This is a genomic window from Proluteimonas luteida, from assembly GCF_021191695.1.
GTDB lineage: Bacteria > Pseudomonadota > Gammaproteobacteria > Xanthomonadales > Xanthomonadaceae > Luteimonas > Luteimonas luteida.
The window spans coordinates 137,738-163,237 of record NZ_JAIWPT010000011.1; the positions used below are offsets into that span (position 1 = coordinate 137,738).

Sequence of the window (25,500 nt, forward strand, 5' to 3'; positions counted from 1 at the left end):
CGGCGCGGCGTGCATCCGGTGTCGCCGATGCGGACATGGCGGCTCCCGCGCTCCGCATTGGGCAATGTCAATGAATGCGCGGGATGTCTTTGCATCGGTGAACCCCCGGCATACGGCATTCGCGCGCCGCGTGTTTTTCACTGCCGGCGCGGCGCGCAAGGCCTATATCCACTGCACCCTGCAATCCAGCAGGCGGAGCGACCGGAATGGACAGGAACCGCAGCGAAGGTACGAAGAACCAGGTCAAGGGCACGGCGAAGGAGCTGGCCGGCAAGATGACCGGCAACAAGCCGAAGGAGGCGGCCGGCAAGGTGCAGAAGGAAGCCGGCAAGGTGCAGAAGGCGGTCGGCAAGGCGTCCGACCAGGCGCGCAGCCCGCGCTGACGCGGGGCGCGTGGCGGGGGCGGGCACACCCACTTGCCCTCGACCGCCCAGGCGACGGCAACGACAGGCGGCGCAGGCCGCCTGTCGCGCGGAGCCCGCAGGGCGGGTCTCGCCCCGCCATCATGTCGACTGCAATTGGCGGGTCGAGACCCTGCTTGGCTCGACGCGGAGTTTCGCGGGCGATCTTCCCGCGGCCCTAGCCGATGACCCGTTCGAATGGCGGCAGCGCATCGAGGATGCGCTTGCCGTAACGGCGCTTGAGCAGGCGCGCGTCGAGGATCACGACCCGGCCGGTGTCGCTGGAGGTGCGGATCAGCCGGCCGGCGAACTGGGTCAGCGTGCGCAGCGCGTGCGGCACCGCAATCAGGTTGAAGGCGTTGAGGCCGCGGCCTTCCAGCCATTCGCCTAGCGTTGCGGTCTGCGGGTCGGTCGGCACCGCGAACGGCACCTGGGTGATGACCACGGTCGTGCACGCCTCGCCCGGCAGGTCGAGGCCCTCGCCGAACGAGTTGAGCCCGAACAGCACCGAGCCCTGCTTCGCGGCGACGCGCTTGAGATGTTCGGCGACGACCTGCGACTTGTTGCCGCCGGTCTGCATCTGCACCTGCGCGCGGCGCGAGGCCGGCAGCAGTTCGGCGACCTTCTCCATCTTCCAGCGCGAGGTGAACAGCACCATGCTGCCCTTGTTCCAGTCCAGTTCGCGCACCAGGTAGTCGGCGACCGCGCGCGGATGGCCCTCGCGGTCGTCGGGCAGCACCGGGAAGTCCGGCACGACCAGCTGCGCCTGCCGGCGCAGGTCGAACGGCGACGGCAGCGACGCAGTCTCGGCGTGGTCGGGCAGGCCGGTATCGATGGCGAAGGCCTGGAAATCGCCGCCGCCGGTCAGCGTCGCCGAGGTCATCACCACCGAGTCGACCTCCTTCCACAGCAGTTGCCGCAGCACCTGCGCCGCGGAGACCGGCGAGCAGTGGCAGACCAGGTCGCCGTCGCGCGTGGCGGTGATCCAGCGCGCGAACGGCGGCTGACCGTCGCGGTCCTCGCGGCGCCAGCCCGACCACAGCGCATGCTGCTGTTCGACCAGCTCCAGCGCCATGCCCAGGCTGCGCTGCAGGCGTTCGCGCGTGGGGTCGTCCTGCTTGTTGCGCGCGACCAGCTGCTGCGCGGCGCGCACCCAGTCCACCAGGGCGCGGGTGTCGTCGCCGAGCGCCTCGATCGCGGGCATCCACTCACCGGGCAGCCGGCCGTTGGCCGCGCGCCACATCGGCTCGCGCTCGCCCGGTTCGGGCGTCCACACGCGTTCGATCTCGAGCGCGAACGCCTTGAGCGCCTTCGATACCCGGGTCGCCAGCTCGATCGCCTCGTTCGGCAGCAGCCCGCCGATCTTGTCCTTGTCGACCAGCCGGTGGCTGCCGGCGATCAGCACCTGCAGGCGCGACACCCGCCGCGCCATGTCGCCCAGCGGCAGCCGCGCGGCGCCCTGGTCGATCGCGACGCTGGCGACGTGGTGGCCTTCGTCGAGCACCAGCAGCATCTCGCCCGGCGCGGCCAGCAGCGGCTGGCCGTTCTCGACATCGCCCAGCGCCAGCGACGACAGCAGCAGCGCATGGTTGGTGACCACCACCTGCGCCTCGCGCACGCCGTTGCGCGCCTTCAGCACCGGGCACTGCTGGGCGAAGCCGCAGCGCCGGCCGGCGCAGCCCGATGCGGGCGTGGTGATGCGCGCGCGCAGCGCGGGCGACACCGGCTCGGGCGCGGCGTCCAGGTCGCCATCCCACATGCGGTCGGCATGGGCCTCGAGCAGGCGCCCGGCGAGCTCGGTCTCGTGCGGCGCCAGCGGCCGGTCGTACAGCTGCGCGGCGTACTCGGCGCCCTCGTCGACGCCGGCTTCGTCGCCGAACATCGCGGTCTGGCTGCTGCCGCCATGCAGTTCGGCGGCGTTGCGCGTGCACAGGTAGCGGGTGCGGCCCTTGGCCAGCGCGACCCGCGCCTCCAGCCCGGTCGCGGCGAGGAACGCGGGGATGTCGCGTTCGACCAGCTGCGACTGCAGGGCGACAGTACCGGTGCTGATGACCAGCTTCTTCTTCGTGGCCAGCGCGATCGGCACGCCGGCGGTCAGGTAGGCCAGGCTCTTGCCGACGCCGGTTGGCGCCTCGGCGATGCCGATGCCGCCGGAGGTCGCCAGTGCGCGCGACACCAGGCCGATCATCTGGCTCTGCGCGCGGCGGGTGCTGAAGCCGGGCGTGTTGGCCTGCAGCTTCGCGTACGCGTCGCGGATGCCGGTCTTCAGCGCTTCGGTCAACGCACGCGGCGTCGCGGCGGCCGGATCGGCCGGCGACTGGAGTTCGGGTTCGCCCATGCGCGCATTTTCCCATGCGCCGTCGCGCAGGCGGAGACTGGATTGCTGAACGGCGCTGGCGCGCATGGGTCCGCGGGCGCGCAAGGCGGGGCATTCGCGGCGCCGGAGGCCGGAATGCACTAGATTCGCGGGCCACACACCATTTGGAGCGCACCGATGGCATCGACAACCCGCGATCTGGAGGGCTTCGTCGGCGAGGCATTGGCGAAAGGCGCGGACCGCGAGGCGATCGCCGCCGCCGCCACGGGCGCCGGCTGGCCGGTCGAGCAGGTACGCAGTGCGCTCGACGCCTGGGCCGAGGTGCCGTTCGTGGTGCCGGTGCCGCGCCCGCGGCCGTCGCTGTCGGCGCGCGACGCGTTCCTGTACCTGGTCATGTTCGCCACCCTCTACGTCAGCGCCTGGCAGCTCGGCAGCCTGCTGTTCGACCTGATCAACCACACCTTCCCCGACCCGGCGGATCCCGACTACCGCGTGCAGCGGATCGGCCAGTCGATGCGCTGGGCCGCATCGTCGGTGGTCATCGCGTTTCCTGTGTTCGTGTTCGTGGCGCGGCTGCTGTCGCGGGAGATCGCGCGCAACCCGCTCAAGCGGCTGTCGCCGGTGCGGCGCTGGCTGACCTACATGACCCTGTTCCTCGCGGCGACCGCGCTGGTCGGCGACATGATCGCGCTGGTCTACAACGTGCTGGGCGGCGAGCTCAGCGTGCGCTTCCTGCTCAAGGTGGCGGTGGCCGGCGCGATCGCCGGCGCCATCTTCGCCTTCTACCTGCTCGACCTGCGGCGCGAGGAGGTCGAGGCATGAACGTGCAGGCATTCGGGCGCTGGCTGATCGTTGCCGGTGCGCTGGTGATCGCCGCCGCGGTGGCCGCGGTGCTGGTGCTGACCGGCTCGCCGGCGGCGCAGCGCGACGCGAAACTGGACGCCATGCGGGTCCGCGACCTGGCGCGGATCGAGCAGGTCGCTGGCCAGCACCTGCGCCGCGACGGCAGCCTGCCGGCGACGCTGGACGACCTGCACGATGGCGAGCTGCAACGCGCGGACCGCGTCACCGGTGCGCCCTATGGCTACACCGTGACCGGCCCGCGCAGCCTGCGCCTGTGTGCGCACTTCGCCACCGACAGCAGCGACGTCCTGCGCGCGGCGGAGCCGTGGATGCGGCGCGACTGGCCGCACGGCATCGGCGAGGCCTGCTTCGAGCGCACGCTGGCGACGGGAGCGCAGGCGGGCGAATAGCCTCTGTCGTCGCGGGCCGCGCGCGGCCCCGGCGGATCGGGCGGGAGGCCGGCCCGGGATTCGACATCCCTCCGGCGAATCAGGGCCCCGCGTCGCCGCACGGTGCCATCGACGCCAGCACCGCGCGTACGTGCCCGGCGGCGTTGCCGCGGCGCTGCGCGGCCGGCAACGCCTGCAGGTGCCCGGACACCCGCGCCACGATCTCGTGCGCCTGGATGCGGCCCCGGCCGCACCAGACATCGCTGCCCGAGGCATCGGCGACGCCGGCGATGTAGGCGGCCGCGGTCCGCGATGCGATCTCGCGACGCAGCTCGTCGGCGGCAGCGACGGTGGCCGCGTTGCCACCGGCGGCATCGCCGCGCAGCGTGTAGGCGGCGTTGCCCTGCAGCGCATCGAGCAGGTCCTCGCCGCTGTACAGCCACGGGCCGGAACCGGCGGCGGCCGCCGCCAATGCGGAGCCGGCGGTCAGCAGGAAGGCCAGGCCGGCCGTGCGCAGGGACAGGTCCATGCCCGGCAGCCTGCCATGCCGCGGTCAGGCATTCTCGAACAGCGGCTGTCCGTTGGACGCGGTGACGCCGCCGTCGACCGGCAGGTTCACGCCGGTGACGAAACCGGCGTAATCGCTGGCCAGGAACAGCACCACCTTGGCGATGTCCTCCGGCTCGCCGATGCGGCCCAGCGGGATGCGGTCGAGGAACGCCTTGACCGTCGCCTCGTCGTCCTGCATGTCCTCGGTCATGCCGGTGCGGGTCAGGCTGGGGCAGACCGCGTTGACGCGCACGCCGGCGCGGCCGTGGTCGATCGCCATCGCCCGGGTCAGGTTCGCCACCCCGCCCTTGACCGTGTCGTAGGCGGCCATCTCCAGGTCGCCGCCGAGGCCGGACACCGATGCGGTGTTGACGATGCAGCCCTTGCGCTCGCGCAGGTGCGGTAGCGCCGCCTTCGAGCCGAGGAACACGCCGGTCAGGTTGACCGCGACGATACGGTTCCAGTCGTCGAGCGAGGTCTTGTCGACCGGGCCCTCGACGAGGATGCCGGCGTTGTTGAAGATCACGTCCAGGCCGCCGAAACGGTCGACCGCGGCCTTGACCATCGCGTCCACGTCGTCCGCCCGGGACACGTCCGTCCGGATGGTCAGCGTGCGGTCCCGCGGCAGCTTGCCGGCGATGTCGTCGAGTTCCTGCTGGTCGACGTCGGCCAGCACCACGCTGGCGCCGGCTTCGGAGAAGGCGCGGGCGGTCGCCGCGCCGATGCCGGAACCGGCACCGGTGACGATCACCACCTTGTCGTCGAACTTCATGGCGTGCTCCATGTAAACGGGGAGCGCCTCACGGTAGCCGTGCCGCTGTCGAGCGGCAGTGATTGCAGCGCGCTCAGCCGCTCAGTCGATCCCTGCGGTCACCGCGGTTTCGCCGTCGCGTTCGCGCGGCGCGACCTCCAGCAGGGTCAGCGGCGCGCCGTCCAGCCGGTAGTCGAGCGACTGCTGCAGGGCGTGGAGCGTCTCGACCTGCGCGCACAGTGCATTGGCGTGTGCTTCCAGCGCCACGCTGCGCGCCTCGATCCTGCGTTCGAGTTCGGCCTCCATGCGCTCGGCGCGCGCTTCCATGCGGCCTGCGCGGCCGGTGAACACCTGCCACAGCACGCTGCGCCCGAGGCTGCCGGCCATGCGTTCGGCCGCGGCCTCGATGCGTGCCTCGAAGCCTTCGCCGAACACGTCCTGGTCCCAGCGCCCGGTGCCGATGGTGCTGTCGACGTGCGCCAGGGTGTCGGCGCGGAAGCGTTCCATCTGCCGCGCCTTGCGCCTGCTGCCGGTCAGCGCCTCGACCACGCCGGCCAGCGCGTCGAAGGTGATGTCCACGCTCTCGCGCGCCACGCCGGTGACCGCGGGCATCAGCTGCCGCGCGCCGTGCTCCATCTCCCGCAGGCGCGCGGCATCGGCCTCGCTGACCGCCTGCACCTGGCGGTCGACGCTGAGCGTGCCGTCATGGAAGAACACCTCCTTCGGCATGCCCTCGTCGCGATACAGCCAGACGCCGCCGGTATCGACCAGCACGTTGTACGGCGTCGAGATCGAGCACTGGTCCGAAGACACCCTGGGGCGCGCGGTGTCGTCGGCCTGCGCGAGCAGCGGCGCGACGGCCAGGGCAAGGACGCACGGCAGCGTGGCGAAGCGGGAAGTCATGGCGAGCGGTCCTGCGGGAATCCGCCGCCAGCATCGCGCCGCCGGGCGCGGATGACGCGTGCGGAAAGTCACGCTGCGGCGGCGAGGCGGCTACATCTCGCCGAGCGCGTGGATGGGATGGCGCTCGATGCGTCCGACCGCCGCGACGGCCTGCTGCACGTCGTCGCGCGCCAGCAGTTCCGTGCGCCGCTCGCGGTACGGCACATCGCCCGGCAACGGCGGCGGGCGACGGTAATCCTGCACCCAGTCCAGCGCGTCGTCGCGGGCGTCGATGTCGTCGAGCATGTCCCGCAGCGCGGCGGCCGCGCGCTCGATGTCGCCACGCAGCAGCAGCGCGGCCAGGTAGTGGCGGGCCGAATCCGCGCGCTGCGCCTCGATGTACGCGAACGCGGCATCGGCATCCGCCTGCCGCTGCAGCTGCAGCGCCGCGTCCAGCTGGATCAGCGCCTGGACCATGCGGCCGTAGCCGCTCATCCGGCCGACCGGTTCGATCACCCGCAGCGCTTCCTGTGGCTGTGCGAGGCTGGTATGGAAGTTGCCGAGGTTGAGGACCTGGCTGACGTTGATGCTGCCCTGCTCGCGCATCTCGCTGGCACGTTGCAGTTCGGCCAGCGCTTCGTCGTGGCGCGCCAGCCGGCGCAGCGCGAGGGCACGGTTGTTGTGGAGCCAGATCGCGTCGTCCTGGCTGTCGAATCCGTCCAGCGCGGCCAGTGCGGCGTCCGCCTCGGCCAGCGCCTCGTCGTTGCGGCCGGCGGTCAGCAGGGCGTACGTCAGTTCCATGCGCAGGTCCAGCCGGGTCGGCTCGGCCGCGATCAGCGCCTGCAGCCGCGCGATCCCGGCATCGGCCGCGGCGCCGACATCGAAACGCGGATCGTCGCGGTCGACCAGCGCATCGAAACGGCGGTCGATGCGCAGCTGCACCAGCGCCGCCGGCTCGTGTACCCGCGCGATGGCCTCGCCCGCGCCGGCCGCGTCGCCGGCTTCCACGCGTGCGGCCGCGAGGTCGACCCAGAACGGACCCGCGCCGAGTCCCCGGCGGGTCCAGCCGGCATCGAACAGCGCTTCCAGCAGCGCGGTCCGTGCCTCGCGATGGCCGCGCAGCGCGTGCAGCAGTTCCGGCAGCAATTCGACCGGCAGGTGTTCGGCGCCATCCGGCCATTGGCGGACGAAGTAGGTCATCGCGGCAGCCGCGTCGCCGGTGTCGCCCAGGTGCAGCTGCAGTACCGCGATGCGGTACCAGTCGTCGCGTTCGTCCTTGCGCAGTGCCAGCGCACGCTGCGACAGCGCGAGGGCCTGGCGGGGCTGGCCCTCCTCCATGGCGATGCCGGCCGCCTCGTGCAGGATCGCGTGCCGCAGCACCGGGTCGAGGGCGGAAAACCCGGGATGCTGCAGCAACTTGTCCAGTGCACGTCCCGCGTCCTTGCGTGCGCCGGCATCGAACGCCGCCGTGGCCTCGCCCAGCAGTTGCTCGATCGTCAGGCCCTGCAGGCGCGCGTCGGCCTGCAGGTCCGACTTGATCGGGGGCAGCACCTCTTTCGGCGGCGCCGCCGCATGGCCGCCGGTCGCGGCAAGCCCCAACACGAGCGCCATCGCGGCGCGGCGCATCCCCTGCTTCATCGTGATCCCCCGTCGACCGGGGAAGCATCGCCAACGCCCGCGCGCAGCGCAAGCCCGCGGCGCGGACGGGTTTGCGGATCGGCGCGGCGCTGGCGATAGTGGCGCCATGTTCCGCTGGCTGCTGCCCTTGCTGTGCGTGCTGTCGACGTCGCCTGCGGCGGCCGCGGCCGCGAGTCCCGCGCAGGCGCGCGCCTTGGCCGGCGTGCTCGACGAGGCCGGGGCGCTGGCGCCACTGCGCACGGTGCTGGTCGCGCGCGACGGCGTGCTGCTGGCCGAGCGCGGCTATCACGGCGGCTCGCCGTCGCGGCCGGCGAACATCAAGTCGGCGTCGAAATCGGTGGTATCGGCGCTGGTCGGCATCGCGATCGAGCGCGGCCTGCTCGACGGCGTCGACCAGCCGGTCGCGCCGCTGCTGGCCGACCGGCTGCCCGCCAACCCGGACCCGCGCATGGCCCGGCTGACGGTCGGCCACCTGCTGTCGATGCAGGCGGGCCTGCAGCCGACGTCGGGACGCCAGTACGGACGCTGGGTGGCCCAGCCGGACTGGGTGCGCGCGGCGCTGGCGCAGCCGTTCGTCGACGAGCCCGGCGGCGGCATGCTGTATTCGACCGGCTCGACCCATCTGCTGTCGGCGATCCTCGTGCGCGTCGGCGGCAAGCCGACCCTGGCGCTGGCGCGCGAATGGCTGGCGCCGCAGGCGGGGTTCGCGGTCACGTCCTGGGACCGCGATCCGCAGGGCATCCATTTCGGCGGTAACCAGATGGCGATGACGCCGCGTTCGCTGCTGGCCTTCGGCGAGCTCTACCGCAATGGCGGCCGCGCGACCTCGGGTGCGCAAGTGCTGTCGGCCGAGTGGATCGCGCAGTCGTGGACGCCGCGCACGCACTCGGTCTACACCGGCGACGGCTATGGCTACGGCTGGTTCGCGCGCCGCATCGGCGGCCACGACGTGCGCTTCGCCTGGGGGCATGGCGGACAGATGCTCTATATCGTGCCGGCGCTGGGCCTGACCGTGGCGATGACCTCCGACGAGCACACCGGCACCGCCGTCTCCGGGCATCTGGCACGGCTGCACGGCCTGATGGCGGAGATCATCGCGACGCAGGGCTGAATCCGCGACCCGGGCGCGTGCCCGGCCTGCTGCCATCGTCCGGTAGGCCGGGGCGACGCCCCCGACGTGCGGAAAGTGGAAACCCATGCGGTACGTGCATTGGCGACACGGACCCGCGCGCCACCGTTTCGCCCATGCGACGGTGCGTGACGTTGGCGCGTCTTCCGCCCGGGCGCGTCCGGCCCAAGATCGCAGTCGAGGCCGGCATGTCGCCGGCTCGTTCCCGGAGTCCCGCCATGTCCCCGCTGCCGTCGCTGTACATCTCGCATGGATCGCCGATGACCGCGCTCGCGCCGGGCCAGGTCGGGCTGCGGCTGGCGGAGCTGGCGCGCGCGCTGCCGCGGCCGCGCGCGATCGTGGTCGCGTCCGCGCACTGGCTGGCGCGCACCCCGCTGGTCGGCGCCGCGGCGCGGCCGCAGACGATCCATGATTTCGGCGGCTTTCCGCAGGCGCTGTTCGACATCCGGTACCCGGCGCCTGGCGATCCCGCGCTGGCTCGGCGCGTGGCCGGCCTGCTCGACGCCGCCGGCCTGGCCCCGCGGCTCGACCCCACGCGCGGGCTCGACCATGGCGTATGGGTGCCGCTGCGCCTGCTGTATCCCGATGCCGACATCCCGGTGGTGCCGCTGTCGATCCAGCCCGACGGCGGACCGGCGCACCAGTTCGCGCTGGGTCGCGCGCTGGCGCCGCTGCGCGACGACGGCGTGCTGCTGGTCGGCTCGGGCAGCATCACCCACAACCTGCACGACTGGCGCGGCGGCACCGACGCGGCCGAGGCGCCGTACGTGCGCCCGTTCACCGGCTGGATCGAACAGCGCCTGGCCGGCGACGACGTCGACGCGCTGCTCGACTACCGCCGGCAGGCCCCGTTCGCCACGCGCGCGCACCCGACCGACGAACACCTGCTGCCGCTGTTCTTCGCGATGGGGGCCGCCGGCGGCGCGCAGCTCGGTGCGCGGCGCATCGACGCCGGCGTCGACATGGGGTTCCTGGCGATGGACATCTATCGCTTCGATGGCGCGCAGGCGCAGTCCGCCGCGGCCTGAGCAGGAAGTCCGGACGGCTCCCGCGCGGTGCGCGTGCCGCGCGGGATGAACCGCGATCGGCATGCGAGCGGGCGGCACCGCTGACACCGGTGCTGCAATGCACAATAATCACCGATTGCAACCGGAGACCCGCGATGGCCGCCCCCAGCCCGTCGCCCGCGGCGCAGATGCCGCGCCGCACCTACACCCTGATCCTGTTCGCACTGGGGATGGGCGGGTTCGCGATCGGCACCAGCGAGTTCGCGATGATGGGCCTGATGCCCAACCTGGTGCGCGGCTTCGGCATCACCGAGCCGCAGGTCGGGCACCTGATCAGCGCCTACGCGATCGGCGTCGTCATCGGTGCGCCGGTGCTGGCGATCCTCGGTGCGCGCCTGCCGCGCCGCCAGTTGCTGCTGGCGCTGATGGGCTTCTACGCGCTGGGCAACCTCGCCAGCGCGCTGGCGCCGAACTACCCGACGATGCTGGTCGCGCGTTTCGTCGCCGGCCTGCCGCACGGCGCCTACTTCGGCGTGGCGATGCTGGTCGCCGCGTCGATCAGCCGCCCCGGGCACCGCGGCACCGCGGTCAGCCGGGTGCTGCTGGGCCTGTCGATCGCGATCCTGGTCGGCAATCCGCTGGCCACGTGGCTCGGCCAGCAGCTGAGCTGGCGCTGGGCCTTCGGCCTGGTCACGGCGATCTCGCTGCTGACGGTGGTGCTGGTCGCGCGGCTGCTGGCGCCGGACCCGGACGAGCCCAGGCAGACGCCGATGCGCGAGCTGCGCGCGTTCAACCGCAGCCAGGTGTGGCTGGCGCTGCTGATCGGCTCGATCGGGTTCGCCGGCATGTTCTGCGTCTTCAGCTACCTGGCGCCGACGCTGACCCAGGTCACCGGCGTCGCCGAATCGTGGATCCCGGTCGCGCTGGCGGCGTTCGGCTGCGGCGCGATCCTCGGCAATCTCGCCGGCGGCTGGCTGGTCGACCGCTTCGCGTTCCGCGCGGTCGCGATCGTGCTGGCGTGGTCGCTGTGCGTGCTGCTGCTGTTCCCGCTGGCCGCCCACGCGGTCTGGTCGATCCTGCCGGCGATCGTCGCCGTCGGCACGATGGGCGCGCTGGCGCCGGTGCTGCAGACCCGGCTGATGGATGTCGCCGGCGATGCGCAGACCCTGGCCGCGGCCTCCAACCATGCCGCGTTCAACGTCGCCAACGCGCTGGGACCGTGGTTCGGCGGGATGGCGATCAGCGCGGGTCTGGGCTGGACCTCGACCGGCTACGTCGGTGCCGCGACCGCGGCCGCCGGGCTGCTGGTCTATGCCTGGGCGCGACGCGACGAGCGCCGCCCGCGCGAGGCGCCGGCGTCCTGCTGAGGCCCGCCTTCACGCCCGGCAGCGGGCGCCGCGGCAAGACTGCATGGCAACCCCACATGCGGAGTGCGTCATGGCAACCCGGAAACGCAAGCCCGGAAAGGACGCCGAAACGCTGGCGAAGCTGATCGAGGACATCGACATCGCGATGCTCACCACCGTCGGTCCCGGTGGTGACCTCGTCAGCCGGCCGCTGTCGACGCAGAAGGCGCAGTTCGACGGCGAGCGCGTCTGGTTCTTCGTCGCGTCCGACAGCCCGAAGGTCGCCGAGATCCGCCGCAACGGCAAGGTCAACCTCGCCTATGCCTCGCAGTCGCGCAATACCTACGTCTCGCTGGCCGGCGACGCGCGCATCAACACCGACCGGGCGAAGATCGAAGCGTTCTGGAACGACGCGCTGAAGGCGTTCTTCCCCGGCGGCATCGACGATCCGACCCTGACCCTGCTCGAGGTGCAGGTGCGCACCGCCGAATACTGGGATGGTCCCGGTTCGCTGATCGGCAAGGCGGTCGCCTTCGCCGTCGCGCGCGTGACCGGGCGCGAGGAGGTCATGGGCGAGAACCGCATCATCGACATGCGGGGCCGCAAGACCTCGCGCCTGCCGCCGTCGCACGCCGATGCGCGTGGCGGGGCGAAGAAGACGCCTGCCAGGAAGGCCGCCGCAAAGAAGGGCGCGGCGAAGAAGACCGCTGCGAAGAAGGGCACCGCAAAGAAGGGCACGGCGAAGAAGGGCGCCGCGAATCCGACGTAGGTCGGCCCCACGCGGCCGACGTGCGCGTGACGGATTCGCGAGGGGGCGTGGAACCCGCGCGATGCGGCTGACCCGCGGCCCTGGCGTCGGGGCCTTGCCCCGACTTGCGACCAGGGCGCCTCCGGAATCGGCGAAGGACCTTTGTTTCCCGGTGACGCGGGCGTCCGGGGAACCGTGCGACCGCACCGGCAGCGACAGCCGCCGCAGGTTCGCGTCACACTGTCCGCTCCCACCGATGTGGCCATGCCGATGACCCTGCCCGATACCGAGTTCGATCCCGACGACAACTTCGCGGCCGGCGATGCCGACGGCATCGATCTCGACGACGACGCGGCGGTCGAGGTGCTGGTCTGGCAACTGCTGCTGCTGATCAACCCGGGCGACGAGGAATCGGCCGCGCAGCAGTTCCGCGACTGGCAGGAGGCGACGGCCGGCGCCGACGACGACCGGCTGGTGCCTGCGCTGCAGGCGACCATCGACTGGAAGTCCGGGTTCCATGTCGCCGAGGAGGATCCGGGCACGCTGATCGACGCGATCAACGAACTGGCTGCGCGCTACAACCTCGACCTGGACTGGGGCGTCGAGGATCCGACCGACGCGGAGTTCCTGGATGGCGCATCGCCGCACGCGCTGCTCGAACTGGCCTACGACCAGCTGCGCGTCGACGGCTACACCCTGTGGACGCGCGAGACCGGCGGCGACACGCTGGCCGGCTGGTTCGCCGCGCGCGACGACGACGAGGCGGTGCGGCTGGTCGCGCATGCGCTGGGCATCGAGGTCCGGCCCGGCGCGGGCTGACGGCGCCGGCGACGTGCCGGATGCGCGCCGGCGGTGCGCGACATCCGCACGTCATCCTGCCTTCGCACCCGGTTTCATCCTCCGGTGCTAGCGTTGCCCCGTCGGTGCGGTACGGGAGGGTGCGATGGGCAACATGAATGCGATGCTTTCAGGCCTTGCCGGGCTTCGGTTTCGGGACATCGCGGCGGCGCTGGCGCTGTTGTGCCCGCTGTCCGCGTTTGCCGGCGATGCCGGCCGTCAGGACGCCCCGGCGGTGCCGGCGCCGGACCTGGCGGTCGAGGCGGCGGACGAGGCCCCGTGGCTGCAGCCGATCCGGCGCGATACGCCGATCGGCAGCATGGCGTCGCTGCGGGCCGAATACCGGCGCATCGTCGAACTGCGCCGCGCGCAGCTGGAACCGGAGTACGAACGCCGCCTCGCCGACGAGGGCCAGGCCAGCGCCGATGCATGGCGCGACCAGACCCTGCGCGAGGTCGTGCGCCGCGACCGCCGCGACCTCAAGGCACGCGTGAGCCGCTGAGGCGCGGTCCGCTGCGGCGGACCTTGCGTGCGGGCAAGTGCCGCGGGGCGGACTGCCGGTGTCGGGGGCGTTGCCCCGACCTACGGGCGGGAGCCCCTGGAATCGGAGCGGGCAGCCCTGATCCCCTGTAGGTCGGCCCTACGCGGCCGACGCGCATGGCTCGCGATCGGGGTGCTCCGGCAATCGGCGACGAAACCGGATTTCCGCCGCCGGCGCGCCTAGCGGCCCACGCTGCCCATGCTTGCCGCCGGATAGCGGTCGCCGGCGGCGGCATCGGGCGGGAAGATCGCATCGATGCGCGCGAGGTCGTCGGCGGTGAGGTCGATGTCGAGCGCGGCGATGTTCTCGTCGAGGTAGACGATGCGCTTGGTGCCCGGGATCGGCACCAGGTCCTCGCCCTGCGCCAGCACCCATGCCAGTGCCAGCTGGCCGGGGGTGACGTGGTAGTCCTGCGCGATCGCCTGCACCTGCTCGACCAGGGCGAGGTTGCGGGCGAAGTTGTCGCCCTGGAAACGCGGCGAATAGCGGCGGTAGTCGTCGGCGTCGAAATCGTCGGCGGTGCGGATGGTGCCGGTCAGGAAGCCGCGGCCGAGCGGCGAATACGGCACGAAACCGATCCCCAGCTCGCGGCATGCGGCCAGCGTGCCGTCGGTCTCGGGCTCGCGCGACCACAGCGAGTACTCGCTCTGCAGCGCGGTGACGGGGTGGACCGCATGCGCGCGGCGCAGGGTCGCGGCCGAGGCCTCGGACAGGCCGATGTGGCGCACCTTGCCCTGTTCGACCAGCCGCGCCATCGCGCCGACGGTGTCCTCGATCGGCACGCCGGGGTCGACCCGGTGCTGGTAGTACAGGTCGATGACGTCGACCTTCAGCCGCCGCAGGCTGCCCTCGCAGGCCGCCATCACGTACTCGGGGCGTCCGTCGACGCCGCGCGCCTGCGGATCGTCGGGGTCGAGCCTGATACCGAACTTTGTCGCCAGGAACACGTCGTCGCGGCGGCCGTCGATCGCGCGACCGACCAGTTCCTCGTTGGTATGCGGGCCGTACATGTCGGCGGTGTCGAGCAGGGTGATGCCCTGGTCGAGCGCGTGGTGGATGACCTGGATCGCATCGGCATCGCTGCCGCGGCCGCCGTAGAACGCGCTCATGCCCATGCAGCCGAGGCCGATCGCGGACACGGTGGGGCCGTTCGGGCCGAGGGTGCGGGTCTTCATTGCGGTACTCCGTGGGGGACGCCGCTCAGTCTGGACCCTTTCGCGGCAAGCCGGTGTCGAGGTCGGCCGGGGTCACCGTTTCCGCGCCGGGCGAACGCACGTCCGCCGGTCGTGGCGAGGCCGGGCGATGGCCGCCGTCGACATCCGCGCGGCCGATCTCGTTGCGCATCCGCGGCAGCGCCTCGGGATGGTGCGCGTCGAGGAAGGCGAGCATGCGCTCGCGCACCGCGCAGCGCAGGTCGAACAGTTCGCCCGAGTCGCGCGCGCTGACCAGCAGGCGCACCTCGATGGTGTGGCGGTCGGTCTCGGTGACCTGGGTCACGCAGACGCGGCCGTCCCAGCGCGGGTCGGATTCGCAGATGCGCTGCAGTTCGTCGCGGATCGCCGCGACCGGTGCGCGATGGTCGAGCCACAGGAACGCGGTGCCCAGCAGCTGCGCGCTGGTCCGGGTCCAGTTCTGGAACGGATTGGCGATGAACCACTGCAGCGGCACGATCATGCGGCGCTCGTCCCAGATGCGCACCACCACGTAGGTGGCGGTGATCTCCTCGATCCGGCCCCATTCGCCCTCGACGATGACCACGTCGTCGAGCCGGATGGGCTGGGCCAGTGCGATCTGCAGGCCGGCGATCAGGTTGCCGAACACCGGCTGCGCGGCGACGCCGGCGACCAGGCCGATGATGCCGGCCGAGGCCAGCAGCGCCGCGCCGACCTGGCGGATCTGCGGAAACGTCATCAGCGCCAGCGCCACGCCGACCAGCACCACCGCGCCCTGCAGCACGCGGGCGATGACCCGGGTCTGGGTCTGCACCCGGCGCGCGGCGAGATTGTCGACGACGTCGATCGGGTGGTCACGCAGGATCCGGCCCTCGACCGCGCCGATCATCCGCGCCACCAGCCAGGTCAGGCACAGCAGCCCGCCGATGCCCAGCCAGTGCCGCATCTGCCCGGCGACTTCCGGGTCGAGCGGAGTGAAGCGCAGCGCGATGGCGAGGAACAGCAGCGGCAGCGCGATCGATGCGGGAACCGCCACGACCTCCGCGACGCGTGCGCGCAGGTGTTCGGCCGCCCGGCGGCTGGCCACCTGCGCCAGCCGCTGGAGGCCGCGGTGGACGACGAAGCCGAGTACCAGCGCGACCAGTACCGGCCATGCCGATGCGGCGATGTGGTTCCAGTCCGGGGACATGCCTGCTCCTGCGATGCGGAAGGGAACGCCCGATTGTGCAGTGCAGCAGGTGGATGCGGTGTCGACGGGAACGCGGCGGCGCGCGCGGGAAACGGTGCCGCGCGTCGCTCAGCGCAGCCACGCCGCGGCGAACGCGACGGCGACCAGCACGACGGCGGCAAGGAGCCCGGCGCGGCGCAGGTGGCGGTGCATCATCGGGGCGATCCTCCGTGGCGAAGCGGGGCCGGCATCAGACCAGCCCGAAGCGTTCGGAATACAGCCGATCCGACGCCACGCCGTGCGCGCGCAGCACCGGTTCGACCGCGTCGGCCATCGCGTCGGGACCGCACAGGTAGGCGCACATGCGGTCGATGCGTGCCGGCAGGTGGCGGCCCAGCAGCGCGGCGTCGATGCGCCCGGTCTCGCCGTCCCAGCCGTCATGGCCCGTCTCGAGCACGTGCACGACGGTCAGCGGCAGGGCCTGCGCCAGCGCGTCGAGTTCCTCGCGGAACAGCACCGTGTCCCGGTCCGGGCTGCCGTAGACCAGCAGCAGCGGCGCGCGGGTGCCGCGCGTGCGCGCGGTGCGCAGCATGCTGATGATCGGGGTGATGCCGACCCCGCCGGCGACGAACACCGCGCCTTCGCGCGCGGCCTCCGGGCGCCACGCGAATTCGCCGTAAGGGCCTTCGACGAATGCGCGGTCGCCCGGTTTCACGGTCTGCGCGATGCGGCCGGTGAAATCGCCGAGCGGCTTGATGGTGAACGCCAGGCCGTCGTCGTCGGCGCCCGAGCTGATCGAGAACGGGTGCTGCTGCAGTCGCCATGGCGTGGCGCCGAGGGTGATCCACGCGTACTGGCCGGGGCGGAAACGCAGCCCGCCCGCGAAACCCGGCTGCAGGACCAGCGTGTGGCTGCCGTCGCGCTCGCGGGTCAGCGTGCGCACCGTCCATGGCCGGCGCTGCAGTCGCCGCGGCCGCAGCAGCCGGGTTTCGAGCACCGCGAAGATCGAGGCACCGACCACCAGCACCAGCGCCGCCTTCTTCCACAGCGGACCGGTGTAGTGGCCGACCATCAACGCATGGCCCAGCCCGAGCGTGACCACCAGCAGCGCCAGCGCGCCGTGCAGTAGCCGCCAGTGTTCGTACTGCAGGCCGAACGACAGCCGCCACAGCGAGGTCGCCACCAGCCAGGTCGCCGCCAGCAGCACGGTCCACAGCGCGGTCGCGCGCAGCCAGTCGGCGCGCGGATCCAGATAGTCGAGGAAGCGCGCATCGCCGAGCAGCATCGTCAGCGGGTGCGCCAGCACCAGGCCCCAGCCGAGCAGGCCGGTCTGGCGGTGGAACTGCAGCACGTCGTCCTGGCCCAGGCCGCGCGCGAACCAGCGCTGGCGCCCCGAGGTCAGCGCCTGCGCCGACAGCACGCCCAGGCCCAGCAGGCCGAGCATCGCGCCGGTCTCGACGATGCGGCTGCGCACTGCCGGCGGATCGCCCGACAGCGCGATCGCCATCGGCAGCAGCGCCAGCGCCAGGTAGCCGAGCAGCCACAGCAGCAGGCGCCACCAGCCGGTGTTCATGCGTCGCCGCCACGCGCGGCCGGGCGAGCGGCAGGCGCACGGCGCGCGCCGCGCCGCAGCAGCGCGACCACCAGCCACATGCCGACGACGAGGTAGGGCAGGGCCGCGGGCACCCACATCACCAGCCCGGCGAGCTGCTGGTCGACCAGCGGGTCCATGCCGACCAGCAGTGCGCGGTTGCTGTAGACCGGATACAGCAGCCGCGGCGCGAAGGTCAGCAGCGCGCCCAGGAAGCCCATCAGCATCATCACCGAGACCAGTGCGACCAGCCCGCCGGTGGCGCCGGCATCGGGCGCGCGGAGCCGCTGCCGGACCGCGGCCCAGAACCACAGCCCGGCGAGCAGGAAGCTGGCGTGCATCGCCCAGTGCAGCGGCTCGCTGGCGAGCGCGGCCGTGGTCGCGCCCGGCAGCTGCCACAGCAGCATCACCGCCGCATGCGCCACCGTCGCCGGCGCCAGCGCCCGGGTCAACGCCGCCATCGGCCGGTGCAGGCCGCGGTGCAGCGCCTGCGCCAGGGGCTGTGGCAACGCGGTGGCCGCGACCGCGAACGGCCGCGCCGCCAGCAACAGTGGCGGCGCCAGCGCCAGCAGCAGCATGTGCTGGGCCATGTGCGCGCTGAGCGCGTATTCCCCGAGCGCGTCCAGCGGCCACACCATCGCCAGCACCAGTGCGGCCAGCGCGGCGGCGAACGCACCGACCTCGATCCCCGACACGCCGCGACCGCGACCGGCGCGGCGCCACAGGCGCTGCACGCCGGCCGCGTACAGCGCGGTCAGCAACAGGAGCGGCGCCAGCGCCCATGGCGACAGCGTCCACGCCGTCGCCAGCGTCGGCGGGTCGCCTTCCGGCAGGACGGCGTGCGCGGCCGGCGTCGCCAGGCAGGCGGCGGCCAGCAGCGGCAGGACACGGGTTGCGCGGCGCAAGGCGGTCATGCGGCGACCCTAGCAACGCCGGGTTGCATGCAGTGTCGACGCGCACGCGGCAGCGTCGTCCGCAACCGTCGTCCCCGCGCAGGCGGGGACCCAGTGCCTGAAGGCTTCCGCAGCGAAGACGCTGGGCCCCCGCCTGCGCGGGGACGACGGTTGCAGGTCGAGATTCCCAACACGCATTTCGAGGATCCCCGCCGGCACGCAGGTGCGGGCCTTCACGCCGGCCGCGCCTCGACAGGCCATTGATGCGCATTGCGCCACACTGCCGTGTCGACTACCGGAGCTGCCGGTGTATTTCTGGCTCAAAGTCCTGCACATCGCCGCGATGACGATCTGGTTCAGCGGCCTGTTCTTCCTGCCGCGGCTGTTCGTCGCCCGGCACCGGCGCGAGATCGACGCCGAGGACGGCTACTGGAATCCGGTCACCAACACGCTGTTCTTCTGGATCATGTCGCCGGCGGCGATCGTCACCATCCTCGCCGGCATGGCGCTGATCGCATGGAATCCCAACGGCGCATGGCTGGTGCTGAAGCTGCTGGTGGTCGCGGTCGCGGTGCTGATGCACCTGTACTTCGGCCTGCTGCTGTACGAACTGGGCCAGGCCCGCGACCACCACGGCCCGCTGTTCTACCGCGCGATCGGCTGGGTGCCGCTGGTGCTGCTGCTGGGCATCGCCGCGCTGACCGGGGCCAAGCCGGCCAGCATCGGCGACCTGCCGCCACCGCCGTCGCACGTGACCGACGACGAGGCCCTGCCGGGGCTGGAGAACGCGCCGCCGCTGTGACGGCCGCGGGGGTTCTCGCGGTTCCCGAGGTTTCGATTCCGCCGCGTATGCCGCTCCGGTCCAGCCGCCAGGACATCCGCCGGCGGCATCGAACCCGTGCGCCTCACTCCGCCGGCGGCGTGGTATCCCGCCCGCGCGCCAGCTCGGGCTCCTCGTCGCCGTAGACGCCGACGCCGTGGCGGAAGCTCAGGGTGCCGCCGAGCCAGCCGGCGACGCCGACCAGCAGCGCCATCATCGCCGACGACAGCAGGCCCCACGGCCACACCGCGGCGACCGGGTCGGGCCAGCGCAGCCACACGCCCAGCGCGGCCATCGCCAGCACCATCACCGCGACGATGAAGTGGTTCCATGCCGACACGTGCCGGCGCACGACCCGGATCGACATCATGTCCACGGTGCCGAACACGCCGGCGACCAGGCCCATCGCCAGCCCGGCGACGTTGAGCCAGAACGACAGTTCCGCCCAGAACGGCGTGTGCAGCCACAGGTACAGGCCGTCGGTGACGACGACCACGCTGAGGAAGGCGATCGGGAACGTCACCAGCATCGGGTGGATCGGGTGCTTGGCGATCGCCACCACGCTTTCGACATGGTGGGTCTGGGTCTGCGGCACCGGCTGTTTCAGGTCCTTGCGCATCGCATCCTCGTGCCGGTTGCGGGGGTCTGGTTGCGTGTCATCGTGGCGCTCATCCGCAGGTCGGCAGCAGGGCGATCGGGGTCGCGGTGAACAGCACGGCGATGGTGGCGGCCAGCGCGGCGAGCGCGGTCAGCGCCCACAGGAAGCGCTCGCGACGGACCGCCGCGCGACCGTCGTCGGCAGCGCGGGTCCGGCGCCACGCGCGCAGCGCGGCGGCGCCTGGCAGGGCGATCGCCGCCAGTGCCAGCACGGTCAGCAGCGCCAGCGCCCAGGTGACGGGCTCCAGCCCGGCGACGGGCGTGCGCCAGACCTGCCGCGCGCAGGCCACGCCCTGCAGGCTGTAGACCGCGACGAAATGCAGCGCCCACACCGCCAGCGGGGCGGCCATCCGGGTCAGTGACGGCGCCGCGCTCACAGCCACCCCGGCAGCAGGTGCAGCACGGCCAAAGCGATCACGCCCTGGCCCACGGTGTAGCGCCACAGTCCGGTGGCGACGCGCGGTTCGAGCATGCGGCCGGCATGCGCGTAACCGCGGTGCAGGCGCAACGCGACGAAGCCGCCGACCAGCATCGCCACGACCACGTGCATCGCGTGGAAGCCGGCCAGCGTCCACACCACCGAGGCATAGGCATGCTGCTGCGGCACCGTGACCGCGTCGGCCACGATGCCCAGGTGCAGCACCAGGAACGCGAGTCCGGCGGCGATCGCCAGCAGCGACCATGCGATCGCCGGCCGCGTGCGCCCGGCCTGTACCGCCACCGGCACGCGGCCGGCGGCGACGCCGGCGCCGAGCAGCAGCGCGGCCGCGCCCGCGACCGGCGCGAGCGCCGGGATCGCCGAGCCCGCCGCCGGCCACACCGGCGCGCCCAGCCACAGGTAGAACCAAGCGAACACCAGCGAGGCGAACAGCGAGCCGTCGATCAGCAGCGAGGCCACCAGCGCCCACCAGCCCGGTGCATTGCGCGCCGAATACTGGGTCGGCAGCCACAGCCCCGGCGCGGCCTCGACAGTCTCGGGCGCCGTGCGGTCGCCGGTGGTCCAGGCCCAGTAGAGGAACAGTCCGACCAGCGGCACCAGCATCGCCAGCGACAGCCAGTACTGCGAGGCGATGAAGCCGGTCAGCAGCAGCGCGATCGCCAGCGCGGCCAGCAGCGGCAGCCAGGTCGAATGCGACAGCCGGATCACCTGCTCGGGCTGCGCCGACTGGATGCCGGTGCCCAGCAGTTCGCGGCGGCCGTCGTGCGCCTCGCCGAGCAGGCCGTCGGTGCGCGCGCCGGCTTCGGCGACGCCCGGGTCGTCCCACAGCGGATAACGGCCGTCGACCACCGGCACCGAGGCGAAGTTGTAGTTCGGCACCGGCCGCGGCAGCGCCCATTCCAGCGTGCCGGCCTGCCACGGGTTGGCGGGCGCGCGGCGGCCCAGGCGGAAGCACAGCGCCACGTCGATGAGGATCGCGACCATGCCCACCGCCATCACGAAACCGGCCGCGGTCGACAGCAGGTTGAGCCAGTGCACGCCCAGTTCCATCGAGTACGTGTCCACGCGCCGCGGCATGCCGGCCAGCCCGGTGATGTGCATCGGCAGGAAGGTCAGGTTGAAGCCGATGAAGATCAGCCAGAAGCCGCTGCGGCTCAGCGATTCGGATGGCATGCGCCCGCTGGCCAGCGGCAACCAGTAGTACAGGCCGGCGAACATCGGGAACATCAGCCCGCCGATCAGCACGTAGTGCAGGTGGGCGACGACGAAGTGGGTGTCGTGCGCCTGCCAGTCGAACGGCACGAAGGCCAGCATCACCCCGGTCAGCCCGCCGCAGACGAACACCACGAAGAAGCCGACGATGTACAGCATCGGCACCCGCAGCCACGGCCTGCCGGCCCACAGCGTGGCGATCCACGCGAACACCTGGATGCCGGTGGGGATCGCCACCGCCATGCTCGCCGCGCTGAAGAACGCCAGCGCCAGCAAGGGGATGCCGACCGTGAACATGTGGTGCACCCACAGGCCGAAGCTCAGGAAGCCGGTCGCCACCAGCGCCAGCACGATCCAGGTGTAGCCGACGATCGGGCGCCGCGCGAACGTCGCCACCACCATCGACACCACGCCCGCCGCCGGCAGGAAGATGATGTAGACCTCCGGGTGGCCGAACAGCCAGAACAGGTGCTGCCACAGCAGCGGATCGCCGCCGCGCGCGACCTCGAAGAACGCGAAGTCGAACGCGCGCTGGATCTCCAGCAGGATGCTGGCCAGGATCAGCGGCGGGAAGCCGAACGCGATCATGAAGGCCATCACCAGGATCGCCCAGGCGAACAGCGGCATCCGCCGCAGGTCCATGCCCGGCGCGCGGGTGATCAGGATCGCGACGATCAGCTCGACCGCGGCGGTGACCGCGGCGATCTCGGCAAAGGTCACGCCGATCAGCCAGAAGTCCGGGCCCATGCCGGGCGAGTAGGTGCGGTCGGTCAGCGGCGTGTACATGAACCAGCCGCCGTCGGGCGCGGCGCCGAACAGGAAGCTCGAGTACAGGAACAGCCCGCCGAACAGGTAGCACCACCAGCCGAACGCCGACAGCCGTGGGAACGGCAGGTCGCGCGCGCCCAGCATCTTCGGCACCAGGTACATCGCGAAGCCTTCCATGATCGGCACCGCGAACAGGAACATCATCGTCGTGCCGTGCATGGTCACGAACTGCGCGTAGCGCTCGGGATCGAGCACGTTCAACCCCGGCCACGCCAGCTGCAGGCGGATGAACATCGACAGCATCCCGCCGACCAGCAGGAACGCGAAGCCGGTGAGGATGAAGCGGAAGGCGATCGTCGAATGGTTGACCGCGGTCAGCTGGCCGACGAGGCCGCGGCCGTTGGCCCAGACGCGCTCGAGCAGCGCCAGCCGCTCGTTGTGGCGCAGATGGTCGCCGGGGGTGGGGGCGCCGGTGCTCATCGCGTACCGCTCCCGCCGGTGGCTGCAGGCGCGCCGGCGGCGTCCGCAGGCGCGTCGGCTGCAGATGCGTCGCCCGCAAGCCAGGCCGCCCAGGCGGCGTCGTCGACCACGCGCACCCGGAATTCCATGCGTGCATGGTCCAGGCCGCAGAACTCGGCGCACTGGCCGCGCATCGGCGTGGCCTCGTCGGCCTGCAGGCGCAGCACGTTGACCCGGCCCGGGATCGCGTCGATCTTGCCGGCGAGCCGCGGGATCCAGAAGCCGTGGATCACGTCGTCGCTGGTGATGCGCAGCTCGACCATGCGCCCCAGCGGCAGCACCACTTCGTCCAGCGATTCGGCGACCACCGCGCCATCGGCATCGCGATAGTGGAAATGCCATTGCCATTGCCGCGCGGTGACGTCGATGACCGCATCCGGCTCCTCGCCCGGCCAGGCGAGCCGGCCGCTGGTCAGGCTGCCCCAGACCAGCAGCGCCGCCAGCACCACCGTCGGCAGGACGAAGCCGCCGGCGACGATCAGGCGCCGCGGATGGCGCAATGCGCTGTCGCCGTCGCGCCGCCGCAGTGCCAGCCACAGCAGCGCCAGCACGATGGCCCAGACCGCGGTGAACGCGGTCGCCATCAGCCACCAGCCCTGGGCGATGGTGGCCGCCGCCGGGCCCGCCGGGGACAGCGCGGACTGGGGCCCGCCGCAGGCGCCGAGCAGTGCCGGCGCCACGGCGGAAAACGCCAGCGCGGTCGCGCGTCGTCGATGTCGATGCAAGGTGCCGATAATCCGCCGCCCCGATGTGCTGAAGGGCCGCGCGGAAGGCACGCCCACGGGCAACGCTATCGGGCACGGCGGCCACGCAATGTGAATGCGTCGTGCCGCTCCGGCGCGTTCGGCACGTGTCCCACACCGGCATGCCAACAACGCGCGACGCCCAGCGCAGGACACCGGGCGCCGTATTCGTGCCCGTCCCGCGCTACGCGCCGGACGACAGGCGGTTCAGTTCGTGTGGGGTGCGATGCCGGTCGCGGGCATCGCCGCCTTGACGCATTTCGCGGCATCGCGCGGCGCGTCGGGCGTCGCGACCACGCAACGCGCCGCGGCCTCGGCCCAGGCCGCATTGCCGCCGTCGTCGCGGCCGGACAGGGCGCCGGTGTCGGAGATCCAGCGGGCGATGTCGACCAGGCGCCGGCGGTCGTCGAGCGAGGCGGTGGCATCGATCGCGGCGGCGGCGCTGACGAAACTGGCGGCGAACGTCGACAGCGTGCGTTCGCGGACTTCATCCGCGCCGGCCGCGCCGGTCGGCGTGGCGACGAGCGCGTGCAGGCGGATCGCATCGCGCGCCTTCAGGTCGCCGGCCGACCCGATGCTGGTGCGCAGCAGCACGGTCGCGCCCAGGGCGCCGATGAACATGCCCGCGAACAGGGCGAGGACGACGCCGATCACCAGGCCGGTACGTGGGCTCCCGCTCATCGTTGTGCATGCGCTCCGCAGGTCCGGCCATGCCGGGGGGCGCATAGGCTACCACCGGGTGCCGCCGGCCCCGTGCCGGAGTGCGCCCGCACCGCGTGCGGGGTCGTCAGCGCAGCCAGCCGGCCAGTTCCTCGCGACTGAGGCGGCCGTCGCCGTTGGCATCGACCGCGCGGAACTCGGCGTCCAGCGTCGGGTGCGCGGCGGCCTCGCGGCGACTGATGAAGCCGTCGGCATCGGTGTCCAGCGCCTCGAAATCGATGCGGTAGTTGTCGCGCAGCGCGGCATCGGGTTCATAGGAGCGCACGATCACCTGCTGTCCGCCGGGTTCGCCGAACGTCACGATGCCGGTCTGGCGTCCGGTGGATGGAGACGTCACCGGCGGCGCATCGCGCACTTCCAGCGGCGTGGTGCTGACCTGCGCCGTGGCGGCAGCGCAAGCGGTCGCGGCCAGCGCGGCAACGACGAGGCGCAGCGTGTCGCGGGTCGAGGGTCGGATCGGGCAGGTCATGTCGGCCTCCGGTTTCGGTGCAGGGGTCGGGGTCGGGCGCGTCGCAGCCACGCGGTCTGCGCGGCGATGGCCACCGCGATGGCGACCGCCACCCACGCCGACACCGCCGCGCCCGGCAGCGTCGACTGCGACTGCTGGATGTGGACGGCGACCAGCCCCCACAGGGCGATCGCCAGATACGCGATGTTGCCACGCATGCGCGCGTTGAGGGCCAGCAGCAGCGCGGCGGCCAGTGCCCACAGCGCCAGGCTCCATCCGAGCATGTCGCCGGTGGGCAGCAGGCGGTAGGCGACGATGGTCTGGGCGAGGTTGAGGAAAGCCGCCAGCGACAGCCAGCCGGCATGGATCGACAGCGCCAGCCACGCCACGCGGCGGCCGGTCGCGGCGCCGGGGCGCGAGAGCTGCAGTGCGCACCAGGCCAGCGCCGCCAGCGCGCCGAAGATCACCAGCAGGCACAGCCAGAACAGGCCCGCGGAGAACAGCGGCATCCAGATCGCGGTCAGGAAGAACCCCAGCGCCGCGGCCGGGGCGATCCGCGCCAGCAGCGGATCGTTGCGGCGCGCGCCGGTCGCCTGCCAGACGCCGTACAGCAGGTCGAGCAGGAAGATCAGGCCCCAGACCGAGAACGCGTAGCCGGCGGCGATCAGCAGCGTGGGGTAGCGGCCCGACACCGTGCCCTGGTCGGGCCCGAACGCGCCGGTCTGCGACAGCCAGCCGACCAGCGGCATCGCGATCGACAACAGCAGCACGAGCAGGCGCATGGCGGCACTCCGGGAATCTGGCGGTGAGATGCTCGCACCGGTGGCGTGAATGCGGCGCAGAGTGTAGATACCGTCTTGCGGCGGCCTATGCAATGGCGTGCTGGGGATCGAATGGCTTGCCCGAACGTAGGACGCCCCAGACCAGGTGGAGGAGCTTGCGCATGACGGCGCAGACGATGACCTTGCCGGG

Annotated in this window: 25 protein-coding genes and 2 pseudogenes; 10 read left to right on the plus strand and 17 right to left on the minus strand. The window is 72.2% G+C overall.

Annotation, left to right across the window (positions count from 1 at the left end; genetic code table 11):
- Positions 1-206 precede the first annotated feature (206 nt).
- Positions 207-383: a CsbD family protein gene (locus LDO26_RS11410; protein ID WP_232131222.1), complete on the plus strand. Its 177-nt coding sequence runs from the start codon at positions 207-209 to the stop codon at positions 381-383.
- A 196-nt stretch (positions 384-579) separates the two neighbouring features.
- Here LDO26_RS11410 and dinG read toward each other — a convergent pair whose 3' ends face one another.
- The gene (gene dinG, locus LDO26_RS11415; RefSeq protein WP_232131223.1) at positions 580-2,739 is read right to left on the minus strand and encodes an ATP-dependent DNA helicase DinG; all 2,160 of its coding nucleotides are present in this window, start codon (positions 2,737-2,739) and stop codon (positions 580-582) included.
- A 156-nt stretch (positions 2,740-2,895) separates the two neighbouring features.
- On the opposite strand from dinG, the gene LDO26_RS11420 reads away from it, so the two are divergent.
- Positions 2,896-3,540 (plus strand): DUF5671 domain-containing protein, encoded by a 645-nt coding sequence (locus LDO26_RS11420; protein ID WP_232131224.1) that lies wholly within the window; start codon positions 2,896-2,898, stop codon positions 3,538-3,540.
- Positions 3,537-3,971 carry a hypothetical protein gene (locus LDO26_RS11425; protein ID WP_232131225.1) on the plus strand — a complete coding sequence of 145 codons (435 nt, stop codon included), beginning with the start codon at positions 3,537-3,539 and terminating at the stop codon, positions 3,969-3,971. The genes LDO26_RS11420 and LDO26_RS11425 overlap by 4 nt, the downstream gene beginning before the upstream one ends.
- Before the next feature lie 79 nt (positions 3,972-4,050).
- On the opposite strand, the gene LDO26_RS11430 is transcribed toward LDO26_RS11425, so the two are convergent.
- The 4 genes from LDO26_RS11430 to LDO26_RS11445 all read right to left on the minus strand — a co-directional run bounded on the left by LDO26_RS11430 (position 4,051) and on the right by LDO26_RS11445 (position 7,770).
- Positions 4,051-4,479 carry a Rap1a/Tai family immunity protein gene (locus LDO26_RS11430; RefSeq protein WP_232131226.1) on the minus strand — a complete coding sequence of 143 codons (429 nt, stop codon included), beginning with the start codon at positions 4,477-4,479 and terminating at the stop codon, positions 4,051-4,053.
- Positions 4,480-4,503: 24 nt separating this feature from the next.
- The gene (gene budC / locus LDO26_RS11435) at positions 4,504-5,271 is read right to left on the minus strand and encodes a meso-2,3-butanediol dehydrogenase (protein WP_232131227.1); all 768 of its coding nucleotides are present in this window, start codon (positions 5,269-5,271) and stop codon (positions 4,504-4,506) included.
- A gap of 81 nt (positions 5,272-5,352) precedes the next feature.
- Complete coding sequence (locus tag LDO26_RS11440; RefSeq protein ID WP_232131228.1) at positions 5,353-6,153, minus strand: DUF2884 family protein; 801 nt, start codon at positions 6,151-6,153, stop codon at positions 5,353-5,355.
- A 90-nt stretch (positions 6,154-6,243) separates the two neighbouring features.
- The gene (locus LDO26_RS11445) at positions 6,244-7,770 is read right to left on the minus strand and encodes a tetratricopeptide repeat protein (protein WP_232131229.1); all 1,527 of its coding nucleotides are present in this window, start codon (positions 7,768-7,770) and stop codon (positions 6,244-6,246) included.
- Positions 7,771-7,876: 106 nt separating this feature from the next.
- On the opposite strand from LDO26_RS11445, the gene LDO26_RS11450 reads away from it, so the two are divergent.
- The 6 genes and pseudogenes from LDO26_RS11450 to LDO26_RS11475 all read left to right on the plus strand — a co-directional run bounded on the left by LDO26_RS11450 (position 7,877) and on the right by LDO26_RS11475 (position 13,339).
- Entirely contained in the window at positions 7,877-8,881 is a 1,005-nt protein-coding gene (locus LDO26_RS11450; protein WP_232131230.1) for a serine hydrolase domain-containing protein, read from the plus strand.
- A gap of 236 nt (positions 8,882-9,117) precedes the next feature.
- Entirely contained in the window at positions 9,118-9,927 is an 810-nt protein-coding gene (locus LDO26_RS11455; protein ID WP_232131231.1) for a DODA-type extradiol aromatic ring-opening family dioxygenase, read from the plus strand.
- Positions 9,928-10,061: 134 nt separating this feature from the next.
- Positions 10,062-11,273 carry an MFS transporter gene (locus LDO26_RS11460; RefSeq protein WP_232131232.1) on the plus strand — a complete coding sequence of 404 codons (1,212 nt, stop codon included), beginning with the start codon at positions 10,062-10,064 and terminating at the stop codon, positions 11,271-11,273.
- Between the two features lie 70 nt (positions 11,274-11,343).
- Positions 11,344-11,850 (plus strand): annotated as a pseudogene (locus LDO26_RS11465) (pyridoxamine 5'-phosphate oxidase family protein); the annotation flags it as partial.
- Positions 11,851-12,264: 414 nt separating this feature from the next.
- Positions 12,265-12,819: a DUF6630 family protein gene (locus LDO26_RS11470; RefSeq protein ID WP_232131233.1), complete on the plus strand. Its 555-nt coding sequence runs from the start codon at positions 12,265-12,267 to the stop codon at positions 12,817-12,819.
- Between the two features lie 124 nt (positions 12,820-12,943).
- Entirely contained in the window at positions 12,944-13,339 is a 396-nt protein-coding gene (locus tag LDO26_RS11475; RefSeq protein ID WP_232131234.1) for a hypothetical protein, read from the plus strand.
- Between the two features lie 218 nt (positions 13,340-13,557).
- Here LDO26_RS11475 and LDO26_RS11480 read toward each other — a convergent pair whose 3' ends face one another.
- From LDO26_RS11480 to LDO26_RS11495, 4 genes are all read right to left on the minus strand, one after another.
- A complete protein-coding gene (locus tag LDO26_RS11480) occupies positions 13,558-14,553 on the minus strand; it encodes an aldo/keto reductase (RefSeq protein WP_232131235.1) in 996 nt (331 codons plus the stop codon).
- 25 nt (positions 14,554-14,578) lie between these two features.
- The gene (locus LDO26_RS11485) at positions 14,579-15,739 is read right to left on the minus strand and encodes a mechanosensitive ion channel family protein (protein ID WP_232131236.1); all 1,161 of its coding nucleotides are present in this window, start codon (positions 15,737-15,739) and stop codon (positions 14,579-14,581) included.
- 229 nt (positions 15,740-15,968) lie between these two features.
- A complete protein-coding gene (locus tag LDO26_RS11490) occupies positions 15,969-17,291 on the minus strand; it encodes a ferredoxin reductase family protein (RefSeq protein ID WP_232131237.1) in 1,323 nt (440 codons plus the stop codon).
- Positions 17,288-18,223 carry a cytochrome c oxidase assembly protein gene (locus tag LDO26_RS11495; protein ID WP_232131238.1) on the minus strand — a complete coding sequence of 312 codons (936 nt, stop codon included), beginning with the start codon at positions 18,221-18,223 and terminating at the stop codon, positions 17,288-17,290. Before LDO26_RS11495 ends, LDO26_RS11490 begins: the two co-directional genes overlap by 4 nt.
- A 286-nt stretch (positions 18,224-18,509) precedes the next feature.
- Between LDO26_RS11495 and LDO26_RS11500 the strand changes: the two genes are divergently transcribed.
- Positions 18,510-19,004 (plus strand): CopD family protein, encoded by a 495-nt coding sequence (locus tag LDO26_RS11500; RefSeq protein WP_232131239.1) that lies wholly within the window; start codon positions 18,510-18,512, stop codon positions 19,002-19,004.
- Positions 19,005-19,107: 103 nt separating this feature from the next.
- On the opposite strand, the gene LDO26_RS11505 is transcribed toward LDO26_RS11500, so the two are convergent.
- The 8 genes and pseudogenes from LDO26_RS11505 to LDO26_RS11540 form a co-directional block, all read right to left on the minus strand.
- On the minus strand, positions 19,108-19,641 hold the full coding sequence (locus tag LDO26_RS11505; RefSeq protein WP_232131240.1) for a DUF2231 domain-containing protein: 534 nt from the start codon (positions 19,639-19,641) through the stop codon (positions 19,108-19,110).
- A gap of 49 nt (positions 19,642-19,690) precedes the next feature.
- Positions 19,691-20,029: a hypothetical protein gene (locus LDO26_RS11510; RefSeq protein ID WP_232131241.1), complete on the minus strand. Its 339-nt coding sequence runs from the start codon at positions 20,027-20,029 to the stop codon at positions 19,691-19,693.
- 23 nt (positions 20,030-20,052) lie between these two features.
- On the minus strand, positions 20,053-22,578 hold the full coding sequence (gene ctaD / locus LDO26_RS11515; protein ID WP_232131242.1) for a cytochrome c oxidase subunit I: 2,526 nt from the start codon (positions 22,576-22,578) through the stop codon (positions 20,053-20,055).
- Positions 22,575-23,342: a cytochrome c oxidase subunit II gene (gene coxB / locus LDO26_RS11520; RefSeq protein WP_232131243.1), complete on the minus strand. Its 768-nt coding sequence runs from the start codon at positions 23,340-23,342 to the stop codon at positions 22,575-22,577. The genes ctaD and coxB overlap by 4 nt, the downstream gene beginning before the upstream one ends.
- 225 nt (positions 23,343-23,567) lie before the next feature.
- On the minus strand, positions 23,568-24,041 hold the full coding sequence (locus LDO26_RS11525) for a hypothetical protein (protein ID WP_232131244.1): 474 nt from the start codon (positions 24,039-24,041) through the stop codon (positions 23,568-23,570).
- Between the two features lie 106 nt (positions 24,042-24,147).
- A complete protein-coding gene (locus LDO26_RS11530) occupies positions 24,148-24,549 on the minus strand; it encodes an EF-hand domain-containing protein (protein WP_232131245.1) in 402 nt (133 codons plus the stop codon).
- On the minus strand, positions 24,546-25,310 hold the full coding sequence (locus LDO26_RS11535) for a TspO-related membrane protein (protein ID WP_232131246.1): 765 nt from the start codon (positions 25,308-25,310) through the stop codon (positions 24,546-24,548). The genes LDO26_RS11530 and LDO26_RS11535 overlap by 4 nt, the downstream gene beginning before the upstream one ends.
- Positions 25,311-25,395: 85 nt before the next feature.
- Positions 25,396-25,500: pseudogene (locus LDO26_RS11540) on the minus strand (IS110-like element ISStma4 family transposase); the annotation flags it as partial.

What these genes read in the sequence shown, in the direction of transcription:
- LDO26_RS11475 (WP_232131234.1), top strand. Translation starts at nt 12,944, where the DNA reads ATGGGCAACATGAATGCGATGCTTTCAGGCCTTGCCGGGCTTCGGTTT.
- LDO26_RS11530 (WP_232131245.1), bottom strand. Translation starts at nt 24,549, where the DNA reads ATGACCTGCCCGATCCGACCCTCGACCCGCGACACGCTGCGCCTCGTC.
- LDO26_RS11430 (WP_232131226.1), bottom strand. Translation starts at nt 4,479, where the DNA reads ATGGACCTGTCCCTGCGCACGGCCGGCCTGGCCTTCCTGCTGACCGCC.
- LDO26_RS11460 (WP_232131232.1), top strand. Translation starts at nt 10,062, where the DNA reads ATGGCCGCCCCCAGCCCGTCGCCCGCGGCGCAGATGCCGCGCCGCACC.
- LDO26_RS11425 (WP_232131225.1), top strand. Translation starts at nt 3,537, where the DNA reads ATGAACGTGCAGGCATTCGGGCGCTGGCTGATCGTTGCCGGTGCGCTG.
- LDO26_RS11490 (WP_232131237.1), bottom strand. Translation starts at nt 17,291, where the DNA reads ATGAACACCGGCTGGTGGCGCCTGCTGCTGTGGCTGCTCGGCTACCTG.
- LDO26_RS11470 (WP_232131233.1), top strand. Translation starts at nt 12,265, where the DNA reads ATGCCGATGACCCTGCCCGATACCGAGTTCGATCCCGACGACAACTTC.
- LDO26_RS11480 (WP_232131235.1), bottom strand. Translation starts at nt 14,553, where the DNA reads ATGAAGACCCGCACCCTCGGCCCGAACGGCCCCACCGTGTCCGCGATC.
- LDO26_RS11445 (WP_232131229.1), bottom strand. Translation starts at nt 7,770, where the DNA reads ATGAAGCAGGGGATGCGCCGCGCCGCGATGGCGCTCGTGTTGGGGCTT.
- LDO26_RS11485 (WP_232131236.1), bottom strand. Translation starts at nt 15,739, where the DNA reads ATGTCCCCGGACTGGAACCACATCGCCGCATCGGCATGGCCGGTACTG.
- ctaD (WP_232131242.1), bottom strand. Translation starts at nt 22,578, where the DNA reads ATGAGCACCGGCGCCCCCACCCCCGGCGACCATCTGCGCCACAACGAG.
- LDO26_RS11420 (WP_232131224.1), top strand. Translation starts at nt 2,896, where the DNA reads ATGGCATCGACAACCCGCGATCTGGAGGGCTTCGTCGGCGAGGCATTG.
- LDO26_RS11505 (WP_232131240.1), bottom strand. Translation starts at nt 19,641, where the DNA reads ATGCGCAAGGACCTGAAACAGCCGGTGCCGCAGACCCAGACCCACCAT.
- LDO26_RS11450 (WP_232131230.1), top strand. Translation starts at nt 7,877, where the DNA reads ATGTTCCGCTGGCTGCTGCCCTTGCTGTGCGTGCTGTCGACGTCGCCT.
- LDO26_RS11440 (WP_232131228.1), bottom strand. Translation starts at nt 6,153, where the DNA reads ATGACTTCCCGCTTCGCCACGCTGCCGTGCGTCCTTGCCCTGGCCGTC.
- budC (WP_232131227.1), bottom strand. Translation starts at nt 5,271, where the DNA reads ATGAAGTTCGACGACAAGGTGGTGATCGTCACCGGTGCCGGTTCCGGC.
- LDO26_RS11495 (WP_232131238.1), bottom strand. Translation starts at nt 18,223, where the DNA reads ATGACCGCCTTGCGCCGCGCAACCCGTGTCCTGCCGCTGCTGGCCGCC.
- dinG (WP_232131223.1), bottom strand. Translation starts at nt 2,739, where the DNA reads ATGGGCGAACCCGAACTCCAGTCGCCGGCCGATCCGGCCGCCGCGACG.
- LDO26_RS11455 (WP_232131231.1), top strand. Translation starts at nt 9,118, where the DNA reads ATGTCCCCGCTGCCGTCGCTGTACATCTCGCATGGATCGCCGATGACC.
- LDO26_RS11535 (WP_232131246.1), bottom strand. Translation starts at nt 25,310, where the DNA reads ATGCGCCTGCTCGTGCTGCTGTTGTCGATCGCGATGCCGCTGGTCGGC.
- LDO26_RS11525 (WP_232131244.1), bottom strand. Translation starts at nt 24,041, where the DNA reads ATGAGCGGGAGCCCACGTACCGGCCTGGTGATCGGCGTCGTCCTCGCC.
- LDO26_RS11410 (WP_232131222.1), top strand. Translation starts at nt 207, where the DNA reads ATGGACAGGAACCGCAGCGAAGGTACGAAGAACCAGGTCAAGGGCACG.
- LDO26_RS11510 (WP_232131241.1), bottom strand. Translation starts at nt 20,029, where the DNA reads ATGGCCGCCCCGCTGGCGGTGTGGGCGCTGCATTTCGTCGCGGTCTAC.